The sequence below is a fragment of the Gardnerella greenwoodii 00703Dmash genome (assembly GCF_000263635.1).
GTDB classification, from domain to species: domain Bacteria; phylum Actinomycetota; class Actinomycetes; order Actinomycetales; family Bifidobacteriaceae; genus Bifidobacterium; species Bifidobacterium greenwoodii.
In genome coordinates, this window is the sequence record NZ_ADEV01000003.1 from 44533 (window position 1) to 64661 (window position 20129).

Annotated in this window: 14 protein-coding genes, 1 tRNA gene and 1 riboswitch; of the genes, 4 read left to right on the forward strand and 11 right to left on the reverse strand. The window is 44.5% G+C overall.

The features are described 5' to 3' along the window. Positions 1 to 44: 44 nt before the first annotated feature. Positions 45 to 872, reverse strand: coding sequence for a Pr6Pr family membrane protein (locus NG78_RS05620; protein WP_004133692.1), 828 nt, complete (start codon positions 870 to 872; stop codon positions 45 to 47). Positions 873 to 1374: 502 nt separating this feature from the next. Then, positions 1375 to 1484, forward strand: a riboswitch (TPP riboswitch). Positions 1485 to 1617: 133 nt separating this feature from the next. Here NG78_RS05620 and thiM point away from each other — a divergent pair. Next, a complete protein-coding gene (thiM, locus tag NG78_RS05615) occupies positions 1618 to 3084 on the forward strand; it encodes a hydroxyethylthiazole kinase (protein ID WP_230454141.1) in 1467 nt (488 codons plus the stop codon). 36 nt (positions 3085 to 3120) lie between these two features. Here the strand turns inward: thiM and NG78_RS05610 are convergent, their stop codons facing one another. The 7 genes from NG78_RS05610 to glf all read right to left on the reverse strand — a co-directional run bounded on the left by NG78_RS05610 (position 3121) and on the right by glf (position 9813). Further along, positions 3121 to 4485 (reverse strand): PFL family protein, encoded by a 1365-nt coding sequence (locus NG78_RS05610; RefSeq protein ID WP_004133696.1) that lies wholly within the window; start codon positions 4483 to 4485, stop codon positions 3121 to 3123. Positions 4486 to 4545: 60 nt separating this feature from the next. Further along, complete coding sequence (locus NG78_RS0105780; RefSeq protein ID WP_004133698.1) at positions 4546 to 4872, reverse strand: ACT domain-containing protein; 327 nt, start codon at positions 4870 to 4872, stop codon at positions 4546 to 4548. An 89-nt stretch (positions 4873 to 4961) separates the two neighbouring features. Further along, positions 4962 to 5975 carry a ribose-phosphate diphosphokinase gene (locus tag NG78_RS05605; protein ID WP_004133700.1) on the reverse strand — a complete coding sequence of 338 codons (1014 nt, stop codon included), beginning with the start codon at positions 5973 to 5975 and terminating at the stop codon, positions 4962 to 4964. Between the two features lie 142 nt (positions 5976 to 6117). Continuing rightward, positions 6118 to 7128: a ribokinase gene (locus NG78_RS05600; protein ID WP_004133702.1), complete on the reverse strand. Its 1011-nt coding sequence runs from the start codon at positions 7126 to 7128 to the stop codon at positions 6118 to 6120. Positions 7129 to 7170: 42 nt separating this feature from the next. Next, the gene (locus tag NG78_RS05595) at positions 7171 to 8169 is read right to left on the reverse strand and encodes a DMT family transporter (RefSeq protein ID WP_004133703.1); all 999 of its coding nucleotides are present in this window, start codon (positions 8167 to 8169) and stop codon (positions 7171 to 7173) included. 163 nt (positions 8170 to 8332) lie between these two features. Further along, positions 8333 to 8417: transfer RNA gene (locus NG78_RS05590), tRNA-Ser, on the reverse strand. A 163-nt stretch (positions 8418 to 8580) separates the two neighbouring features. Further along, positions 8581 to 9813 (reverse strand): UDP-galactopyranose mutase, encoded by a 1233-nt coding sequence (glf, locus tag NG78_RS05585; RefSeq protein WP_004133706.1) that lies wholly within the window; start codon positions 9811 to 9813, stop codon positions 8581 to 8583. An 89-nt stretch (positions 9814 to 9902) separates the two neighbouring features. Here glf and NG78_RS05580 point away from each other — a divergent pair, with 89 nt between their 5' ends. Next, the gene (locus NG78_RS05580; RefSeq protein ID WP_050543410.1) at positions 9903 to 12005 is read left to right on the forward strand and encodes a glycosyltransferase; all 2103 of its coding nucleotides are present in this window, start codon (positions 9903 to 9905) and stop codon (positions 12003 to 12005) included. A 97-nt stretch (positions 12006 to 12102) separates the two neighbouring features. Here NG78_RS05580 and NG78_RS05575 read toward each other — a convergent pair whose 3' ends face one another. Next, on the reverse strand, positions 12103 to 13389 hold the full coding sequence (locus NG78_RS05575) for an ABC transporter ATP-binding protein (protein ID WP_004133708.1): 1287 nt from the start codon (positions 13387 to 13389) through the stop codon (positions 12103 to 12105). A 62-nt stretch (positions 13390 to 13451) separates the two neighbouring features. Further along, complete coding sequence (locus tag NG78_RS05570) at positions 13452 to 14276, reverse strand: ABC transporter permease (RefSeq protein ID WP_004133710.1); 825 nt, start codon at positions 14274 to 14276, stop codon at positions 13452 to 13454. Between the two features lie 181 nt (positions 14277 to 14457). Between NG78_RS05570 and NG78_RS05565 the strand changes: the two genes are divergently transcribed. Further along, complete coding sequence (locus NG78_RS05565; RefSeq protein ID WP_032837627.1) at positions 14458 to 16845, forward strand: glycosyltransferase family 2 protein; 2388 nt, start codon at positions 14458 to 14460, stop codon at positions 16843 to 16845. A gap of 76 nt (positions 16846 to 16921) precedes the next feature. On the opposite strand, the gene NG78_RS05560 is transcribed toward NG78_RS05565, so the two are convergent. Then, positions 16922 to 18055: a LicD family protein gene (locus tag NG78_RS05560; RefSeq protein ID WP_004133714.1), complete on the reverse strand. Its 1134-nt coding sequence runs from the start codon at positions 18053 to 18055 to the stop codon at positions 16922 to 16924. A gap of 268 nt (positions 18056 to 18323) precedes the next feature. Between NG78_RS05560 and NG78_RS05555 the strand changes: the two genes are divergently transcribed. Beyond that, positions 18324 to 20114 carry an NTP transferase domain-containing protein gene (locus tag NG78_RS05555; protein ID WP_004133716.1) on the forward strand — a complete coding sequence of 597 codons (1791 nt, stop codon included), beginning with the start codon at positions 18324 to 18326 and terminating at the stop codon, positions 20112 to 20114. Positions 20115 to 20129 lie beyond the last annotated feature (15 nt).

The window sequence follows — 20129 nt, forward strand, 5'->3', positions numbered from 1 at the left end:
CGCTCAATTCTATCAATTGGGCAATAGTGGCGCTCAAGTTTTGACTAATTTTGCAAAACAGCGCGAGCGCGCGCATCTTTCAACGCAAGAAATACGCGGCCAACACCAATAAAAATAAGCGTAAACACAATAAGCAAGTAAGCAACTCCAACGCCTAAAGTAGTGGCGTTAAAAGTCTGAGGAGCAAAACCAAACCAGCCTGCAGGAGCGCCATAATTAAGGAAATTATAAGGCGCACGCATTGCGTGAACACCCCAACGAACACCCGCAAACTCACTGAGCATTGCAGCATAAGCAACATAAGCTAAAGGCGGAATCGTAGCAAAATAAATGTGTGCGCTGGTTGAACGGAAGCGATAGTCAAAAAGTATAAAATCTACGATTGCAAGAAGCGGAGCAATTGCGTGAACGCAAAGACTGCTGCAGCCGTTGCTCATATATGCACCAACAAAACCAAGCTTATTCGTAGGAGCTAAGAAGCAAAGATAAAGCGTAAATGTTACCGCAATGGCGATTGTCATCATGAATTTAAAAACGTACCAAGCGTTGGATTTTGAATCAAACCAAACCTCGAGTGACTCTTGAGAATCGGAAGAAGTGGCTGATTCTGCAGAATTAGTAGCTAAGCTGCGAGCGCGCATAAAAGAGGTAGTGTCTAGCACAAGAGAGCCGGCCAAAGCTACGCAAATCATAAGATTAGAAAGATTTGTAAAGTAAGTAAAAGTCATAAGACCTTGCCACGAAGCTGCCATTCCGTAAACAGACGCGATTATTGCAATTGCTCGAATTGCAGTGCGCGTGGCGTATTCATGCGCATCGAGAGGATTTGCGGCGGCTGCGGTTTGTTGCTCTAGCATGGAGTTGTTTGCCATGTTGACTCGCTTTCGTAACGTATGTTGATTAGGTAGTTTATAGCCTACTTACTTACCATATTTATGTTTACACTACCGGAAAGCAAAAATCTGTAGAAGAAGTTGCAAAAATGCGGCGAGATTTTTGTAGATACGTGCAAACGCCGGGAATTTTCCGGCAAATGTTTCCATGTAGCGCCGAAACGAAAACAAACGCCAGAGAAAAAACACGGCATTTGTAGTCAAACATAGTCGAAACGAAAACAAATGCCGGGTAAAATACACGGCAAATGCGCGACGACCTGCTTGAGCGCAGCACAGCGCGCGCGAAAGCAATTCGGAGCGGAAACTCGCTCAGGTTGGAAGTCCAGTGGACTTCCAACGCGAGTTTCGCAAGCGAGCGCTTAGACCGCGCGAGCGTCACTTACACACGCTCTAAGTCCACAATCTCGCGGTAAATAACCGCAGCGCTCAAGCAGAGCGTCGCGTAAAGAACGTAAGTCACGAACAAAAGATATAGTCGAAGGATGGTTCGGAGTGCGCAATCGCCGCAAAATCGCGGGCGGCGCTGAGATTACATCCGTAGGACCTGATCTAGATAGTGCTAGCGAAGGGAAACATTATGACAATAAGTAACGCTGCAGAAGCAAGCAATAGCTCACAAAAAACTTACGCAAACGAAACAAAAAACTGCGCATCTACTACTGAATCAGCTGCAACAGCAACAAAAGTAGACACACTATTTTCCGTGCGCGCTAGACGCCGAATGTTCCTTAACGACGTTCGCCAATGCATTGAACGCGTACGCGCCCAGCAGCCTCTTACACACTGCATAACAAACGTAATCGTACAAGACATAACCGCAAACGCACTTCTTGCCGCAGGAGCATCGCCAATTATGGTAACCGACCCGGAAGAAGCGCACGCACTCGCACAAATTGCCTCCGGCGTGCTAATAAACGTAGGCACATTCCATCAGCCTGAAACTTCCGAGTACATGCGCGCAGCCGTTGAAGGTTGCGAAAAAGCCGATACACCATGGGTGCTTGACCCGGTTGGCATTGGAGTGCCGGCACTTGCCCCACGCACACGCTTTATACACGAAATTATTAAGCATCACCCTACAGTTATTCGCGCGAACGCTTCCGAAATAATGGCTCTTGCCGGCAAAGAAAGCAACGGCAAAGGTGTGGATTCTCACGATAACGTGAACGATGCTCTTCAAGCCGCACGCGAATTAGCAAAAAAGTACGGCTCAGTAGTGGCAATTTCTGGCGAAAAAGACGCGATTTACGCTCACGGTTGCTTAGCTCGCGTAACCGGCGGACATAAAACTATGACTAAAGTTGTTGGCACAGGTTGCGCTTTGGGTGCGCTTGTTGCAGCATACGTTGGCGCAAATCCGGAACGTCCGCTTGCCGCAACAGTTGCAGCACACGTGCATGCTGCAGCCGCTGGAACTTGGGCAGCTCGCCAAACCACAGCTCCAGGCACTTTCCGAACGCTGTGGATGGATGCGCTTTCAACTCTTAGCGTAAACGACATGTTTAGTTTGACAAATATTGAGTTTACGGTTGAGCCAGTGGATTGGACTCTGTATTTGGTAACTGATCCGCGCATGGGAAATCGTCCGGAAGAAGAAGTTGCTGTTGAGGCAATTGAAGGCGGAGTTACAGTTGTGCAATTGCGCGATAAGTATTCCGACGACGCTGAGATTTCAGCTAAAGCCAAAAAGTTGCGTCATGCACTAATTGATTCCGGCCACGGAGACGTGCCTGTGTTTATTGACGATCACGTTGATTGCGCAGCTAAGCTTGGTTTCAACTTGCACGTTGGGCAAAAAGATACGCCGTTTGTTGAGGCGCGAAAGGCGATGCCGGCTGAGTGGATGGTTGGTCTTTCTTGCGCGCGGCCTGATTTGATGGAGAAAGCTTACCTAGAGTGCAAAGAAAACGACGTTCCACTGCCGGATGTGATTGGCATAGGTGCAGCTTTCGAGACGCATACCAAGGCTCACGACGTGCCTCCGCTTGGAGTTGAAGGCGTGAACGAAGTTGCGAAAGTTGCGCACTCTATGGGCGTAAAAACATTGGCAATTGGTGGAATCCATGAGAATACGGTGTTCCCTATTCGCAATCTTGAGCTTGACGGAGTTTGCACCGTGTCGGCGCTTATGTGCGCTGAGGATGCTGGAAAAGTAGCGCGCGAGCTTAAAAGCGTGATTACTAAATAATTACTTAGTGATTACTCAGTGATTACTGAGTAATCACTAATTCTTAAAGCTGTGCACTGGAGCTGGAATACGCCCGCCTCGCGTTACGAAAGCTTCGCAACTGGTCTGATTCACAGGAATAATAGGCGCATATCCCATTAAACCGCCGAAATTAGCCATCTGCCCAACGCCCTTGCCGATCACAGGAATAATGCGTACTGCAGTAGTTTTCTGATTGATCATTCCGATTGCGGATTCGTCAGCAATCATTCCAGAAATAGTAGCTGCGGACGTTTCTCCCGGAATAGCAATCATGTCAAGACCAACCGAGCACACGCAAGTCATTGCCTCAAGCTTTTCAATAGTCAAACAACCAGACTTTGCTGCAGCAATCATGTTCGCATCTTCAGAAACAGGTATGAACGCTCCGGAAAGACCACCAACATAGCTGCTGGCCATAATTCCGCCCTTTTTCACCTGATCGTTCAGCATTGCGAGTGCCGCAGTTGTGCCAGGAGCGCCAACCTGATCCAAACCAATCTTTTCGAGCACTTCACCAACGGAATCTCCAACTGCAGGCGTTGGCGCAAGCGACAAATCAATAATTCCAAACGGAACACCGAGTCTACGAGAAGCCTCCTGCGCAACCAATTGCCCAACTCGCGTAATCTTAAACGCCGTGCGCTTAATCGTTTCGCACAGAAAAGCAAAATCTTTGCCTTTAGCAGCATCGAGTGCGCTAGATACTACGCCTGGTCCGGAAACGCCAACGTTAATCACAGCATCGCCTTCAGTAACTCCGTGGAATCCGCCTGCCATAAACGGATTATCGTCCGGAGCGTTGCAAAAAGCCACGAATTTAACGCAACCGTAGGAGTCATTGGCGGCAGTCGCTTCAGCAATCTTTTTAATCGTGCGACCTAAAAGCTCCACGCAATCCATGTCAATTCCGGTGCGCGTTGAGCCAACATTCACAGACGAGCACACAATTTCCGTCTCACTTAAGGCTTGAGGAAGCGACTCAATAAGCATGCGGTCTGCTGCTGTCATCGACTTAGCAGGAAGAGCAGAATATCCGCCGATTAAATCAACTCCAACAGTGTGCGCTGCCCTGTCTAACGCGTGCGCAATTTGCACAAAATCTTCAGGCTTTTTACAAGCCGACGCTCCAACAAGCGAAATCGGCGTTACTGTAATTCGCTTATTTACGATTGGAATGCCATAATCGTGCGAAATATCGTTGCCAGTTTTTACGAGATCTTTTGCAAGACGCGTGATTTTTTCCTCAACTTTGCGGCACACATCCTGCAGGTTTTCGCAAGCGCAATCAAGCAGGTTGATTCCCATGGTGATTGTGCGAACGTCGAGCTGTTCTTGCTCAATCATCGAATTAGTTTCGCTTACTTCCATCAGGTTGAGCATGGCGTACTTCCTTACGTTTACTTAGATTGCTACGAATTTGCTACGATATTGCTACGAATTTTAGATTCTGTGCATTGCGGTGAAAATATTGCTACGCTGGCAGCGAATACGCACGCCGATTTCGTTACCGAGCGCTTCCAATCCGTCCGCAAACTCACCAAATTCACAGTCCATAGTTGACACGTCAACAATCATCATCATATTGAAGAATCCGTCAACAATAGTTTGAGAAATATTCAAAATATTGACGTTATGATTAGCTGCATGCGAAGTTACTTTTGCAATAATACCAACGGTATCGCAGCCAACAACTGTAATAATCGCCTTAAAATCGTCGCCTTTAGAAAGCGATTCCTGATTTTGTGCAATTGTAGTATTGGCGACCATATTTGCCTCCTGCTGTATTGCTGTGTGTATTTATCGCTTTATTAATTTATTACTGCGTTAATTTTGCATTAGCTTTTCACTAATTATTTTTATGCATAAATATTATGCTGCTTCATATCTTCCGGAAGCGCATTTCGAAGAGACACAAGAGATCCAGAACGGAACACGGAACGAATGCCAGCAGCAAGAAGAGGCGCAATCGAAAGAACCGTCATATTTTTAAGACGCTTTTCTTCCGGCACAGGAACGGTATCCGTAACAATAATTTCGCGCACACCCGCATCTTTCAAACGCTCAACAGCAGGACCGGAAAGCAAAGCATGAGTTGCAACCAAAGTCACAGACTTAGCACCAGACTCGCGCAAAGTGCGCACAGCTTCACAAATCGTGCCAGCAGTATCAATCATGTCGTCAACAACAATGCAGTCACGACCCTGAATATCACCAATAATTCCGTGAGCTTCAGCATGATTTGGACGAGTAATATCGCGCGTTTTGTGAATAAAAGCAAGAGGCAAATTGCCAAGTTTTGCAGCCCACTGTTCAGAAACTTTAATTCGCCCAGCATCAGGAGAAACAATAGTTGCGTTGTCTAGCTTCATAGAGTTACGCACATAATCAATAAGCACAGGCATAGCAGTTAAATGGTCAACCGGACCATCAAAGAAACCCTGCTCCTGAGTTGCGTGCATGTCAACAGTCAAAATACGAGTCGCGCCGGCAGCGCGGAACAAATCAAACATAAGTCGCGCCGTAATAGGCTCACGACCCTGATGCTTTTTATCCTGACGAGAATATCCAAAGAACGGAGCAACCACGTTAATGCTGCGAGCAGAAGCGCGACGCAACGAATCAACCATAAGCAGCTGTTCCATAATCCAATTATTAATAGGATTCGTGTGCGCTTGAAGCACAAACACATCCGCACCACGAACTGGCTGAGTAAAACGCACATACATTTCGCCGTTAGCAAAATCGTAGGCAGTAGTCTCAAGCACATCAATACCAAGATATTTTGCAGTTTCCGCAGCAAGTTCCGGATACGCACGACCGGTAACAAGCATCATCTGCTTTTTTGGATTGCCTTCAAGAATTGTTGACATGATTGCCTTCCCGTTTGCAAACTTGCATGTACAGTGACAGAGTCGCTTTTTATTCTAGCAGGTAACGCGCCGGATTAGACACAACCGGTGATTTACGCATAAATTACGCATAAATTAGGCAAATAATCAATTACTTAATTAACTACTTAGCAAAATACGCGCGAACTTCGTCTGCAGTTCCGTAAGAAGCCTGAGCACCAAAGCGAGTTGCAGCATACGCAGAAACATAGGATGCTAAAGCTGCAGCGTCTGGCAACGACATTGAAGCAGCCAAACCAGCCAAAATTGTACCCATAAACGCGTCTCCACAACCTGTAGTGTCTTGAGCATTAACACGCTGTGCAGAAATGCGGCAAACAGGATCTTCCTCAGCATACTGCAAAACAACAGAACCGTCGCCGCCCAAAGTCACAACAGCCTCGTCAAAACCAAAGTTGTGCATAACTTCAGCCGCATGATTCCAATCAAAACCATCCCAATTGCCATCTTCTGGCTCGTCAATCTTAAGCAACTGCGCCATCTCATGCTCGTTTACAAGCAAAATGTCGGCAGCATCAATCAGCTCCTTCGGCAAAGTGTCAACAAAAGGAGAATTGTTAAGCAAAACTTTTACGCCAGCCGCGTGAGCCATCTTCGCAGCAGCAGTAACAGTTTCCATTGGGCTTTCCAAGCAAAGCCCAAGCACTCTAGCGCTAGTCAAAGCGTCCTTAACGGACTCAACATACGAAACCGTAACGTGCGCATTAGAACCAGGCGCGTAAACAATCGTATTTTCGCCGCCCTTAGCATCAACCGTAATAACCGTAGCGCCGCTAGGAGTGTTGTCGACGCGCAAAATATTAGTGGTGTCAACGCCAGCATTGTTCAAAGAATTAAGCAAAAAGTCGGCATTCTTATCACTGCCAACTGCACCAAACATGCGCACGTGCGCGCCAATTTTTGCGGCAGAAACAGCCTGATTTCCGGACTTTCCTCCAGGAAGAACCTTAAGATCACCACCGTTAACTGTTTCGCCTGGCTTTGGAAGACGGTCGGCAACAATCGTGTAGTCGGCGTTCATTGAGCCGACCACCGCGATTGCAGAATTTGCACAGTCGGCGGCTTTCACTTTTTCTAATACATCCAGCGAGTCTAAAGTATCGTGGTAGCGCATCAAAATTCCTTTCTTTGTTTGGTTTTTATTTTATAACTTAAGTCAGTCAGTACGTTTGCACAGCAGAATCATCATAATGAAAATAAGACCGAAGCCCACAAAATCTGCCCACGAAAAAACAGCGCCTGTAAAAAGCACCGCCGTAATCGCAGCAGTAACCGGCTCGCTCGCACCAAGAAGAGTTCCTCGCACAGAGCCTACGCGCATAATACCTTCAAGAAACAGCCAGTAAGCTCCAAAAGTGCCGGCAACAACCGTAAAAGTAAACAGCAAAAGCGCGCGCCAATCAAGCGGCGGCATAGTTTCCCACGGACGCACGAACGGAAGCATAATCAGCCCCGAAATAATAAAAGTAATGCCGTTTACAGTAAGATTTCCCCATTTTGCAATCAACTTCACCGGCATAATCGCAAGCGCCGCCGTACTTGCAGCATCTGCTAAGCCCCAAAGCAAACCCATAATCGGCAAAGATAGCGAAGAAAGATTTCCGCCCGTTGCCATTAAAGCAGTTCCTGCAAAAGCGAGTACAACACCAATTGTTTCGCGGATAGTTGGAACGCGGCGCGTATGCAAACATGCGTAAACCAGCACGAACAGAAGATTAAGGCTTTGAAGCACAGTTGCAGTGCCGGAATTAGTCCAGTCGATTGTGCACAAGTACGAAACTTGCGTAAGAAGCACGCAAACTACGCCTGTAACCGCCATTGAAATCCACGTGCGACCAGATTTAATTGCTCCAGTAAGCTTTTTCGGAGTGCAAGCTGCTGCAGTGATGCTAAACAATATGCCTGCCGCAATTTGGCGAACGCACGCAATTTGCAGCGGAGATACGTGATACGTTGACATAAGGATTTTTGACACTGTTGCGTTTGCGCCCCAAAATGCGCCGCCTAAAAGAGTGAGCAGAATGCCAATAAGTATTGCGTTCGTTGAATGGTTGAATGCAGGATTAGGGCGATCCGGAGTGCTCGCTATTGCTTTTGCAGCGGATTTTGAAGTGTCGAAAGTTTTAGAGCCAGTTTGCAACGTAAGCTTTGACATATCAGATTCACCTCGCATCCCCAAAACAAGCGATTATGCAGCAATTATTGCACGCGCGCTCAACTAATACTCGGAGCGTATTACGTAACGTAGGTGCGCACAGCGTGCAACAATCGGAAAACAAAAAGCTCCCGACGCTAAATCAGCGTCAGAAGCTTAAGCGCGGAGAATACGAGATTCGAACTCGTGAGGCTGTTACACCAACACGCTTTCCAAGCGTGCGCCATAGACCACTAGGCGAATTCTCCAAACTGCTAACTTAGCAAGCAAATCACCCGCTAAGCAAACAACTTAAACAGAATACCACGAATCGCGGATATTGCAAATTAATACGCGCGTTGACACGCCGAAACAGCGGAAACAAACGCCGGAAAATTACACGGCAAATGTTTGCGGCGGTGAAAGTTGAGATTACTTAAGCAGCGGCGCTACTTGCGTTTCGTAAGCACGCAAAGCCATGTCGATTACGTTGTGCATGTCGTAATAGCTGTAAGTTCCCAAGCGACCACCGAAAACAGTGTTAGGCTCTGCAGCCGCAAGCTCCGCATAGCGCGCGTACAAGGCTTTGTCTGCCTCAGTATTCACAGGATAGTACGGCTCATCCTCGCGAGTTGCAGCTCGCGAATACTCCTGCCAAACCACAGTCTCTCCGGCTTTCACACTCTTTCCAGGCACAAAATCAGCTTCACCAGCCTCGCCACCAACTTCCTCACGCTCTGGATTAAAGTTCTTAAACTCAATCGCGCGCGTAAACGGCACGTCAGCATCCGAATAGTTCATAACTGGGCAGCCAAAGTGGTCACTTTCCTCGTAACGCACTTCCTTAAAGTCCACAGTCCTCCACTTCAATTCGCCGAGCGCATAGTCAAAATACCTATCAACCGGACCGGTATAAACTACCGGCACTCCAGCTTCCGCCAGCGCGCGCTTATTAAACGGCTGAGATTCGTCGAAGAAGTCTACGCCAAGCGAAACGTGGATTCGAGGATCGTCAATCATACGCTGCATCCAAGCCGTGTAGCCGTCCGTAGGTAAGCCTTCCCAAGTGTCTTTAAAGTAGCGATTATTGTAGTTGAATCGCACTGGCAAGCGCTTAATAATTCCAGCTGGCAGCTCGGAAGGATCCGTCTGCCACTGCTTTGCCGTGTAGTTTTTAATAAACGCTTCATAAAGCGGACGCCCAATTAAGCTAATGCCCTTATCGTTCAAATTTTGCGGATCTTTGCCAGCTAACTCCCCCGCTTGGCTTGCAATCAAAGCCTTTGCTTCCTCTGGCGTGTAGTGTGCGTGGAAGAACTGGTTAATTGTACCCAAGTTGATTGGCAGCGGATACACTTCGCCGTCGTGCGTTGCGTACACGCGATGTACGTAGTTAGTAAACGACGTAAAACGGTTCACATAATCCCACACGCGTTTGTTGCTTGTGTGGAAAAGATGCGCTCCGTACTTGTGAATTTCGATTCCTGTGCGCTCGTCAAAATACGAGTAAGCGTTTCCACCGATGTGATTTCGAACGTCAATAATTTCAACGCGAGCACCCGTATGCTCCACTGCTTGCTGAGCTACAGTTAAGCCAAACAAGCCCGCTCCAACAACTACTAAATCTGGGTAAGTTGTATTTTGAGAGGTTGCTGCTTGCGTCATATTATTTACCTTTCGTACTTTCAGTTTTTGCGCACAATACACTTTAAGAATAGGCTTAAGCGTATATATACGTATATATAATGTCTAATATGACTAAGGCAACGAGTGCAGAAACTAAAGAAACGCAAGAAATGCAAAATGTTAGCAGCGCAAATAGCAGCAACGAGGGCTGGGAAGTTGTAAATCGCGTTGTTTACCCGGTAAAAGACGCGGAAATTACTATGCCGCTTTACGTAATTCCGTGGCATCGCTCCTACTTGCAGCGCACTGTGCTCGATCCTCGCATGAACACGCGCGCAATCGATATAAATAATCTAAATCTCACTGATTTTAAAAAGCTTCTTGCAGACACTAGCAGCCACCTGACAAACGTTGAAACTCAAGGCGTTTGCACTGTTCTTTCGCGCAACTCACTTTGCGTTGATGCCGGAAAACACGTGTCTCTTTGCACTTTCTTTAACGCTTTTCCTGCAAGCTATTGGCAGCATTGGACGCGCGTAAAAACTGTTAAATTTACTGCTCTTGTTGAAGGCGAAGGCGAGTTGCAGCTTATGCGCTCGACCGGTCGCGGACTTACGTATCCGGTGCAAAAGTTTGAGTTTGATTCAGCTAAGCAGAAGACAGCGCAATCTGCTCAAATTATTAGCTACGAAATTCCTATGACAGGTCTTGCAGACGGCGGATATTTTTGGTTTGATGCGAAAGCAGGCGATTCTAGCCGCTTTACTGTTAGCAATGCTGAGTGGAGCGTGCCGTGCGCAAATAAAGTGCAATCAGGCAAAAAGTCGCAATCAAATAGCACTTTTTCTATTGCTATTACTACGTTTAATCGCCCTTCATACTGCCACAATCAGCTGAAGGCAATAGCAGAAAACAAAGCACTTCGCTCGCGACTTGACACAATTTATTGCACAGATCAGGGCACGGATTTAGTTAAAAATCAGCCTGGATTTGACGAAACAAGCGAAAATCTTGGCAGTCAGCTTACCTACATTCAGCAGGCTAATTTAGGCGGTTCCGGCGGATTCTCGCGCGGCATGTTTGAAACGCTTAAAGCCGGCAAAAGCAGCTACACTATGCTTCTTGACGACGATGCAATCAGCGAAACCGAGTGCATTCTTCGCGCGCTTCAGTTTGCTGACTACACAATTAAGCCAGCTATTATTGGCGGCGGAATGCTTCACTTGGACAATCGCACGGTGCTTTACACTCAAGGCGAGCGTTTTACACGCAACAATGTGTGGATGAAGCCTTCGCAGAATCTTGATTACAATCATGATTTTGCTGCGATTACTTTGCAGGATTGCCCAGAGCGTCACCAGCGAATTGACACGGATTACAACGGTTGGTGGATGAGTCTTATTCCTACTGCGATTATGAAGGAAATTGGGCTTTCATTGCCTGTGTTTATTAAATTTGACGACACTGAATATTCGATTAGAGCGCTTGAGCACGGGTATCACACGATTTGCCTGCCGGGAGTGGCGGTTTGGCATCAGGCTTGGCACGATAAAGATCCTTCTCGCACTTGGGAAGAGTACTTCTTCCAGCGCAATCGTTGGATTTGTGGATTGCTTCATTGCACTCAGCCAAGCTTGCGTTTTGCGATTGAAATGCTTAGAAGCGACTTAGCTTCCGGCTTAAAACTTGCGTATTCTGCTATGCAATTGCATCATATGGGATTGCAGGATATTTTGCTAGGGCCTCAATATATTGTTGATTCGATGCCGCAAAAGCTTGGCGAGGTTCGTAAAGCGCGCCAAGCCTTTAGTGATACGCAGCCTGTAAGTGACGAAGCGCTTATTAGTGAGGTTTTGCGCGAGCACGTAAGTCCGTTTACTGCGCACGACGCTAAGGCTTTGCGTAAAGCGCAGAAGCGCGCTACGATTAAGGCTTTGTTTGCGCACGAAAAGCATGCGAAGAATCCTCGTCCGGAAGTTGCGATTCCAGCGCAAGACGTTTCTTGGCCTTCGTTTGTGGGAGTTAATACTGCAATTGTTACGGCTCCAGATGGCACTACGCTGAATCTTTTCCAGCGAGATAGCAAGTTATTCCGTAAAATGTTGCGCGCGGACGTATTTTTGGCGTTAAAAATGTTGCGTAAGTGGAAGAAGCTTTCGAGAGAGTATCGCAGCTACGATATGGCGAGCGTTGAAAGTTGGGAGCAGATCTTCCGAGCCGCTAATAAGTAACAGTGACATCAGAAACATTTGCCGGTAATTTTCCGGCAAATGTGGTCAAATGCAGCCAAAACGACCACAAACGCCGGAAAAATACACGGCAAATGTTTCACGAAACCTGCTTAATCGTCATCGCGCGATCGCTTAGCAAAGCATAGTCGCGATTTCGACTATCTCTAATCACAAACGTACAAGCGTTAGCATCCACTGCCACAGCAAGCAAATCCGTGTAATCATCCTCAGTTGGGCTAGGCGTACGCAAGGAAGTAAAAAGCGTAAACTCGCCATTATTAAACAAATTTAACGGCATTTCAAAATTCACTATTTGATGCCCGCGCTTCTGCATTTTCAGCACTTTAGAGCCGGTATCGTAAGTAATTCCGCCGCGACGAATGTCGTGCAAAGCAATCGCCAAGTAAAAATCACCTGGCTCATCGTACTGATATTCCACAGCAAAACGGAAAGTATCGCTGCTCTTGTAAATCTTGTCTTCTAAAGCATAGGTTCTAAGCAGTGGGCACTTTGCATTCAAGCCCTGCGCATACTGCCCCTTACCTAGCTTCTCGCCAAGCTTATTCTGCTTTTCGCGCTCTGCCTCAATATTTGCCAAAGTGTACTGATCTGCCACGGACTCAGTGTTTCCAATCGCCGCAACTTCCCCATCGCTAATCATCATTGCGCGCGTGCAATATCGCTTTACAGCATTCATATCGTGCGTAACAAGAATAACGGTTTTAGTTGGATCTTTGCGAATATCTGTAAAGAACGCATCGCACTTGCGCTGGAAAGCTTCGTCGCCAACGGCCAAAACTTCGTCAAGAACTAAAATATCTCCCTGCGCTTTAATTGCCACAGAAAACGCCAAGCGAACTTGCATTCCAGAAGAGTAATTCTTTAATTTTTGATCCATAAAGTCTTCAAGCTCGGCAAATTCCACAATATCGTCGTACATTGCGTCAATTTCTGCGCGAGTAAAGCCGAGCAGCGCTCCGTTAAGATACACGTTTTCGCGGCCGGTAAGCTCCGGGTTAAAGCCCACTCCAAGCTCAATAAACGGCACGAGCTTGCCTTTTACTTTTACGCTTCCAGTATTTGGATAGTAGATTTGCGAAATAATTTTTAAGAGGGTTGATTTGCCGCCGCCGTTTCGTCCGACTATGCCAAAGAATTCGCCGCGATGCACGTTAAAGCTTATGTCTTTAAGAACGTTTTGGATTTTGTAGCCTTTAATACCTTTAGTAAGATTTATAAACGCTTGCTTTAAGCCTGTTGCTTGCTCGGTTGGTAGCTTAAAATATTTTCCTACGTGATTGACCGATAAAACAATATCGTCTTCGCGCACAGCATCTTGCGCCGCTTCTTTCGCTTCCGCCGCTTCTTCCTGCAACTTACTCATAAACTCCACTTCCCCATCGTAACTTTCATAAATATCGTAAAATTTTTCGTAAATTTAGTATGCTACATAATTTCTACGAAAGTGCGACTATTTTTTCGGAATATATACACTCCAAGCCACACTATTAGCACGGTAAGCAAAAGCGGCACGCAAGACATCCACGAGAATCCAAATTCACTCCACACAGTTGGCTGCGTTTCTGGAGCCAACATATTGTGTCGCATATCTTGAATACATTGCGCTATAGGATTAAGCAGCTCAAGTTTTGCAAGAACCGCAAAAATGCCGCCCTTATTAATCACGTAACTAAGCGGATAAATAATTGGCATTCCGTAAAACAGCAGCTGCTGAGCTACTTCCCAAATATGCAAAATATCGCGGAAGAACACATACATAGTAGACATTATTAGTGCCATTCCGATTGCAATTGCATAAAGCTGAATCAAACTTATTGGAAGCAGAATCACTCTCCACGTAAAATGCACTCCGCCAATAATCGCAAAAATAAGCACGACTACTAAGTTGATTAAGAAGCTTATTAAAGATCCAACCGTTGCCGAAACCACCACAATGTAGTTTGGGAAATGGATTTTGCGCAGCAAATCGCCGCGATCAACAAGCGAGCGCAATCCAATCGAAGTGGATTCTTGCACAAACTGCCACGCGCTAATTCCCATCAAAAGAACCACAGGGTATGTTGGCGTGCCGTCTGTCATTCGCAAAAACTTGCCAAAAATAAGGTACATAACGCAAAACATCATCAACGGCTTCAACGCCGACCACGCTACACCCAAGAAAGAGCCTTGGTAGCGCAGCTTAAAATCGGTTTTTACTAAACCGCGAAGCACGATATTTGCATACGCGTACTTTTTACGACAACGAGCCATGAGATTTTTCACGCTCTTAATAATATCAGTTATGTTGTAATTGAAATGATACTTTAGCCAAAACGAGCTTATTGACGAAACGAGCTTATAGCTGAAAATAGGCTTTAGTTAAGACGATTGCGCGCCACATTTGAATACGCTAAATCAACACTAATAAACCACTTATGCTAACATCGTACGTATGCCGAAAGTATCGATTATTGTTCCAATTTATAACGTTGAAGCCTTTTTACCAGAATGTTTAGAGTCTATTAAAAATCAAACTTTTAAAGATTGGGAATGTTTGATGTTTTCGGATGGAAGCAAAGATGGTTCCATCGATATTATGAAGTCTTTTGCCAAAGAAGACAGTCGCTTTGTGGTAATTGAAAAAGAAAACGAGGGCTACGGAGCTACTTGCAATCGCGGTTTGGAACGCGCTAAAGGCGAGTGGATTAGCATTATTGAGCCGGATGATTTTATTGATCCGCATATGTATGAGCGTTTGCTAAGTAATGTTGAGATTGCTGGAAAAAATTCTGGCGAAAACGGCGAAACCGGCGAAACCCTCGATATTATCAAAGGTGGATACTGGCTTTTTTACGACGGCAAAGATGGCTATAAGTCGGCTGTAGAAACTCCAAACTTGTGCTATTTCATGCCTGAGCATCGCACTATTTTTAATCTTGGCGAATTTGCTGAGCCTTTTTATCATCATCCTTCTATTTGGTCCGCGCTTTACCGAAAAGATTTTCTTAACGGCAATAACCGCAATCACGAAATCATACGTTTTAAGCCGATTCCTGGAGCCGGCTGGACGGATAATCCTTTCTTTGCGCAAACAATGGTTTTGGCGAATAAAATCTGCTGGAATCCTGGAAAGTACTACTATTATCGTCAAACTAATCCGGGCGCATCTAGCCTATTGAAAGATTTCCATCTTCCTTTCGACCGTTTGCGAGATATGCGCGAGTTTCTTAGTAAGCAGAATGTTTCTCGCGAAATTTTGCACGCTTTTTATTCGCGCGAATTTGATTACGTAAACTCCTTGATTACAGAGTTTGGTTTTGACGATAAGAATCCAGAAATCCGCAAGCTTATTTATGAAGTTTTTAGTTCCATGGATTCAAAAGAAGTTTTCCTTATGGCATCACGCCTTAAGCCAGAATTTATGGATTATTACATGGATTTCCTCGGCTCGTCCTACGAAGTTAAGCCACAAAAAGCAGAGGCGAATCCTAAGCTTTCGCTCGTAATATTTACGCATAATGCTCATTCTTGGATTGTTGATTCGCTTAAAGCTTGCAGCTCAATAAGCGGTATTCCTTGCGAATTTATTATTGTTGACTCTCATTCAAACGACAGTACGCTTGCAATTGCCCAAAAGTTTACTAGCAAAGATAAGCGTTTTACAATTCAGTCGCATGAAGATACAGCAAGTATTAAAGATATGCTTGCTAAAGCAATTTCGAGCGTGCGCGGCACATACACAATGTTTATGCCTTCAAGCTACATAATTAACGAAAAAGTGATATGCGAAGCACTAAATCAGGTGCAGTATTATAACGAAATTTGTGCAAAAGATAATGAAACCGCGGCTAAAGACGCTAGTAAAACAGCCAGCGTCGACCTCGCTTTCTTCAACAATAAAAGCAAACACAGCGATTATTTGATTGATTGTGCGTTAAAAAATAGCGCAAAAACTAAAGAATCTAATATTTTGCAGCAGCAGTTTATTATGCCAACAAATTCGGAAGATGCTAATAAAGACGTAAGTTACGGTCTTTATAAAGCTAGCGATATTTCGGAACTTTTGTTAGACAGCTGCTACAGTTACGGCTGGCAAAAGATTTGGCGAACCGACTTTTTGAAAGCTTCTAAAGCTGAAGCTGGAGAACACGATTTGCCTTCAACTTTAATGACTTTTACAACTCGCGCAGCATTAAAAGCACAGAAAATACTGTATTGCGATTTGTCTAAAACTTACGAAGATGCTTATGGAAGATTCAGCGTTGGAGCTGACGAAGGATTCGAAAACCTTCACCGCACTAATATTCCAGAAAACTTCTGGCTTTCTATTGAGCATCACGCTACTCAAGATGAAGCACCTCTTGAAGTTGATTCTGTGATTGAAACCGGAGAATGGCTTAAAAGCGAAGGCTTGCTTGATCAGTACAATCGCGGATACGTAAATTCGCTTGTGAACAGTTTTGTTCACGACTGCCATACGCGAGTAACGTCTGAATCTTTGGCAGATATTATTCACAATAAGCTTCAGACAGTGCTGCAAATTATGGATTATGATCAAATTTCTAAGAATTTGCCAAGCTACTTCTACGACGAGCTTTCGTATAACGAATTCCAAAAGTTGCAACTAAATACCGCTTCACGCACTTTGTGGCTTAAAGAGCGCATGCTTAAATTTGAGCGCAAAAGCAATACGTATAAGCAGGAAATTAGCAGTATTCGCACTTCTGCACGCTACGTTATTGGCGAGAAAATCGTGACGGCAGCAAAAAAGATAACTCTTCCTGTGTTTATTGCAAAATTGCAGAAAAAGTTCCGTCTTATGAGGCGAAATAGCAAATAATTTACTAAAGATAAGTGCAAGTGCGCGCGTACTTGCGTACACACCTACTTGCGTACCTACTTACGCATGTAAGAGTTTACTTAGCTGCGTAAGGATTTGTTGCTATATCTTCCTCAATCGCATTTATAATGCACTGATTCTCAAGGCAATCGCGGCTAACATGCTGGAAGTGTGAGAACATGTCTGCTGGAAGCTGATAAATATTTCCGTAATAACCGTACAGAACTTTTTGCGCATCATTTGGCACGCATACCGAAGAATCTTCAAATTGATCTTGCTTTAGCGGGAACATGTTTTTGCAGCTAACCATGTATATGGATTCTGCATCAACATTATCAATACCGTAAATAACACCATAAGTTTCATTAGTTGAAGATTTAGAAATAATGTTTTCTTTTTGCGCAATTTCGCGATACTTTGTAAAAATACTTTCGATTTCGCTAGTAAACTTAGCACCGTCTTCACGATACCCGCCTTTAAGCCACTCATCATAGAATGGCTGCGAGCGCAAATCATCCTGCAAAGTTTTACGAATATCAATAAATCTGCGCCTAATCTGCTCATTGTACTCAGGCAAATAATCGTAGAAGAAAATATCTATAAAGCTAGGATTTTCAGGATTTTTGTAGCGCAAACGCAACTGCCTGCAGCATACGTAAGGATCAAAAACAAGAACTGCACGGTAGCGTTTCGACAATTTCTCATCATTTTTAAGAAGATTGAGTAAGGTATCAATATCTTCTCTAATCATTCCAAGATCAACATCATCATCCCACGGAATAAATCCGCGATGGCGAACAACACCAAGCAAAGTTCCAAAATCAGCCCAATATTGCAAATTATGTTCGCGCGCAATTTCGGCAAACTCATTTAAAAGACTAGCGCAACCGCGTTGAATAAGTCGCACGGAACCTGTTGCTTTAGGAAGCGAATAGTAAAAACGCTTACGCGCGTCCAAATCGCTTTCATTATCACGCCTGTAATTAGACCAACCTAAAAGTGACGAATGCTCACGATTCGTAAGCATATCAACGTGCAGCATACGCTGATTTTCTAGTATATGTACCAGCTGACCGTCGAGAATTTCCTGCATGCGAGTTAAGCGAGTCTGCAAATCGCCAACTTGTGCGCGAAGATCTCTTATTGAACGCTTAGAGGAAGGACAACGGTCAATAAGCCCACGGAATAATCTACGAAATACGGACGCCATAATTCACACCTTCTGTATGTTTCTCCACATTTACTCTCGATAAGTCATATGGTTATTCATTATATACGCTTTGTTGTTTGCGAGCGACCTATTCTTTACAACGCTGAGTAGTTTTGGCTGGATTTTTTGCGTAAAGGCGGCATAAACTACTCACTTCTGAGTAGTTTTGGTCGTATTTAGATGCACGCTGTTCAAAATAAAGATTTAATAGCTATTTTTGAACGCTTGTTATATAATGAACAAAACACCAATCACAAGTGAGATGCGCATGGCTATTAATCACAACGAATTTAGGCTACTTACTGCCCTACTAAATAACACCAACAACTCCCAGCAAATAAGTCAGCGAGATATTGCCACGCGCGCAGGCATTTCGCTCGGAACCGTCAATTCTTCAATCAAAAGCGCAGAAAATAAGCATCTTATTAAAGCGGAAGAAACGTTGCAAATTACACCTAAAGGTCTTGCTGAACTTGAGCCGCACAAAGTTAAAAACGCTATTATTATGGCCGCAGGATTTTCGTCAAGATTCTCACCAGTTTCGTACGAAACTCCAAAAGGCTTGCTTACAGTAAAAGGCGAAGTTCTTATTGAGCGCCAAATCAAGCAACTTCACGAAGCTGGGATTAACGATATAACTGTTGTTGTTGGCTACAAACAGGAGCAGTTTTTCTACTTAGAAGACGCTTTTAACGTAAAAATCGTGCCAAATAGCGAATACAACACTCGCAATAATAACAGTTCGCTTATGGCTGTAGCGAACCAGTTATCTAACACTTATATTTGCTCATCCGACAACTATTTTGACGAAAATCCCTTTGAAAAATACGTTTGGAAAGCTTATTATTCCGCACAATTCCAGCAGGGTTACACTAAAGAATGGTGCATGACTTGCGGAGCACATAATCGCATTACAAAAGTTACGATTGGCGGAAGTAACGCTTGGTACATGATTGGTCACGTGTATTTCGACACCGAATTTTCTAAGCGATTTGTGCAAATTCTTCGCAAAGAATACGATTTGCCGCAAACTGCAGGAAAACTTTGGGAAGATATTTTTATTGAACATATTGACGAGCTAGATATGCAAATGCGCAAATACGATCCGCCAATTATTCACGAATTTGATTCTATTGACGAGTTGCGCGAATTTGATCCGCTTTTCCTAGAAAATATTGATAGCGCAATTTTTGATCATATTACTAAAACGCTTAATTGCAAGAAATCCGATATTTATAACGTGTATCCACTAAAAAATGGTCTCACTAATTTATCTTGCCATTTTTCAGTTGGAAAAAGCGAGTACGTTTATAGACATCCTGGCGTTGGCACAGACGTGCTTATTAATCGAAAGGCGGAAGTTGAAGCTTTAAATCTTGCTAAGCAGATTGGTTTAGACGGCACTTTTATTGCAGCAGACGAAACTGTTGGCTGGAAGATTTCGCACTTTTTGCCCGATTGCAAAACAGCTAATATGCACAATTTGAAAGAGCTTAAAGAGGGATTGGCTTTAGTGCGCTTATTACACGAAAGCAACAGAAAGATGCTTAGAACTTTCGATTTTTACTTAGAATCTCAACGTTACATAAGCGAATTAAATAATAGAAAAGTTACGATTCCGCAAAAAATTATTGATCTGGGATTGAGCGCAAAAAAGCTTCACGAATTAGTAGTATCTAAGGATCCACAAAACTACTGTCCTTGCCATAACGATGTTTTGGGAGCAAATATTTTAATCGACAAACAAAATCGATACCATCTTATTGATTGGGAATATGCCGGAATGTCTGATTATGCGCAAGATTTTGGCACGTTATGCGTTTCGGACGAATTTAGCGATACTGAAATAAACGAAGCTATGCCTATTTATTTAGCACACGCTCCGTCAACTCAAGAAAAGCGTCATTTGCTGGCTTTTGTGGGATTTGCAGGATGGTGTTGGCATTTGTGGTCGCTTGTTAAAGAAGCGGAAGGTGAAAACATAGGAACTTGCATGTATACCTACTACCGGTACGCAAAACGCTATATTAATGAAGCTCTTAAAATGTACGAAAATTAAAACACGAAATTAGGT

Coding starts and splice junctions, on each gene's coding strand:
- NG78_RS05555 (WP_004133716.1), top strand. CDS start 18,324: ATGGCTATTAATCACAACGAATTTAGGCTACTTACTGCCCTACTAAAT.
- NG78_RS05580 (WP_050543410.1), top strand. CDS start 9,903: ATGACTAAGGCAACGAGTGCAGAAACTAAAGAAACGCAAGAAATGCAA.
- NG78_RS05570 (WP_004133710.1), bottom strand. CDS start 14,276: ATGGCTCGTTGTCGTAAAAAGTACGCGTATGCAAATATCGTGCTTCGC.
- NG78_RS05600 (WP_004133702.1), bottom strand. CDS start 7,128: ATGCGCTACCACGATACTTTAGACTCGCTGGATGTATTAGAAAAAGTG.
- NG78_RS05565 (WP_032837627.1), top strand. CDS start 14,458: ATGCCGAAAGTATCGATTATTGTTCCAATTTATAACGTTGAAGCCTTT.
- NG78_RS05575 (WP_004133708.1), bottom strand. CDS start 13,389: ATGAGTAAGTTGCAGGAAGAAGCGGCGGAAGCGAAAGAAGCGGCGCAA.
- glf (WP_004133706.1), bottom strand. CDS start 9,813: ATGACGCAAGCAGCAACCTCTCAAAATACAACTTACCCAGATTTAGTA.
- NG78_RS05560 (WP_004133714.1), bottom strand. CDS start 18,055: ATGGCGTCCGTATTTCGTAGATTATTCCGTGGGCTTATTGACCGTTGT.
- NG78_RS05610 (WP_004133696.1), bottom strand. CDS start 4,485: ATGCTCAACCTGATGGAAGTAAGCGAAACTAATTCGATGATTGAGCAA.
- NG78_RS05595 (WP_004133703.1), bottom strand. CDS start 8,169: ATGTCAAAGCTTACGTTGCAAACTGGCTCTAAAACTTTCGACACTTCA.
- NG78_RS0105780 (WP_004133698.1), bottom strand. CDS start 4,872: ATGGTCGCCAATACTACAATTGCACAAAATCAGGAATCGCTTTCTAAA.
- NG78_RS05620 (WP_004133692.1), bottom strand. CDS start 872: ATGGCAAACAACTCCATGCTAGAGCAACAAACCGCAGCCGCCGCAAAT.
- thiM (WP_230454141.1), top strand. CDS start 1,618: ATGTTCCTTAACGACGTTCGCCAATGCATTGAACGCGTACGCGCCCAG.
- NG78_RS05605 (WP_004133700.1), bottom strand. CDS start 5,975: ATGTCAACAATTCTTGAAGGCAATCCAAAAAAGCAGATGATGCTTGTT.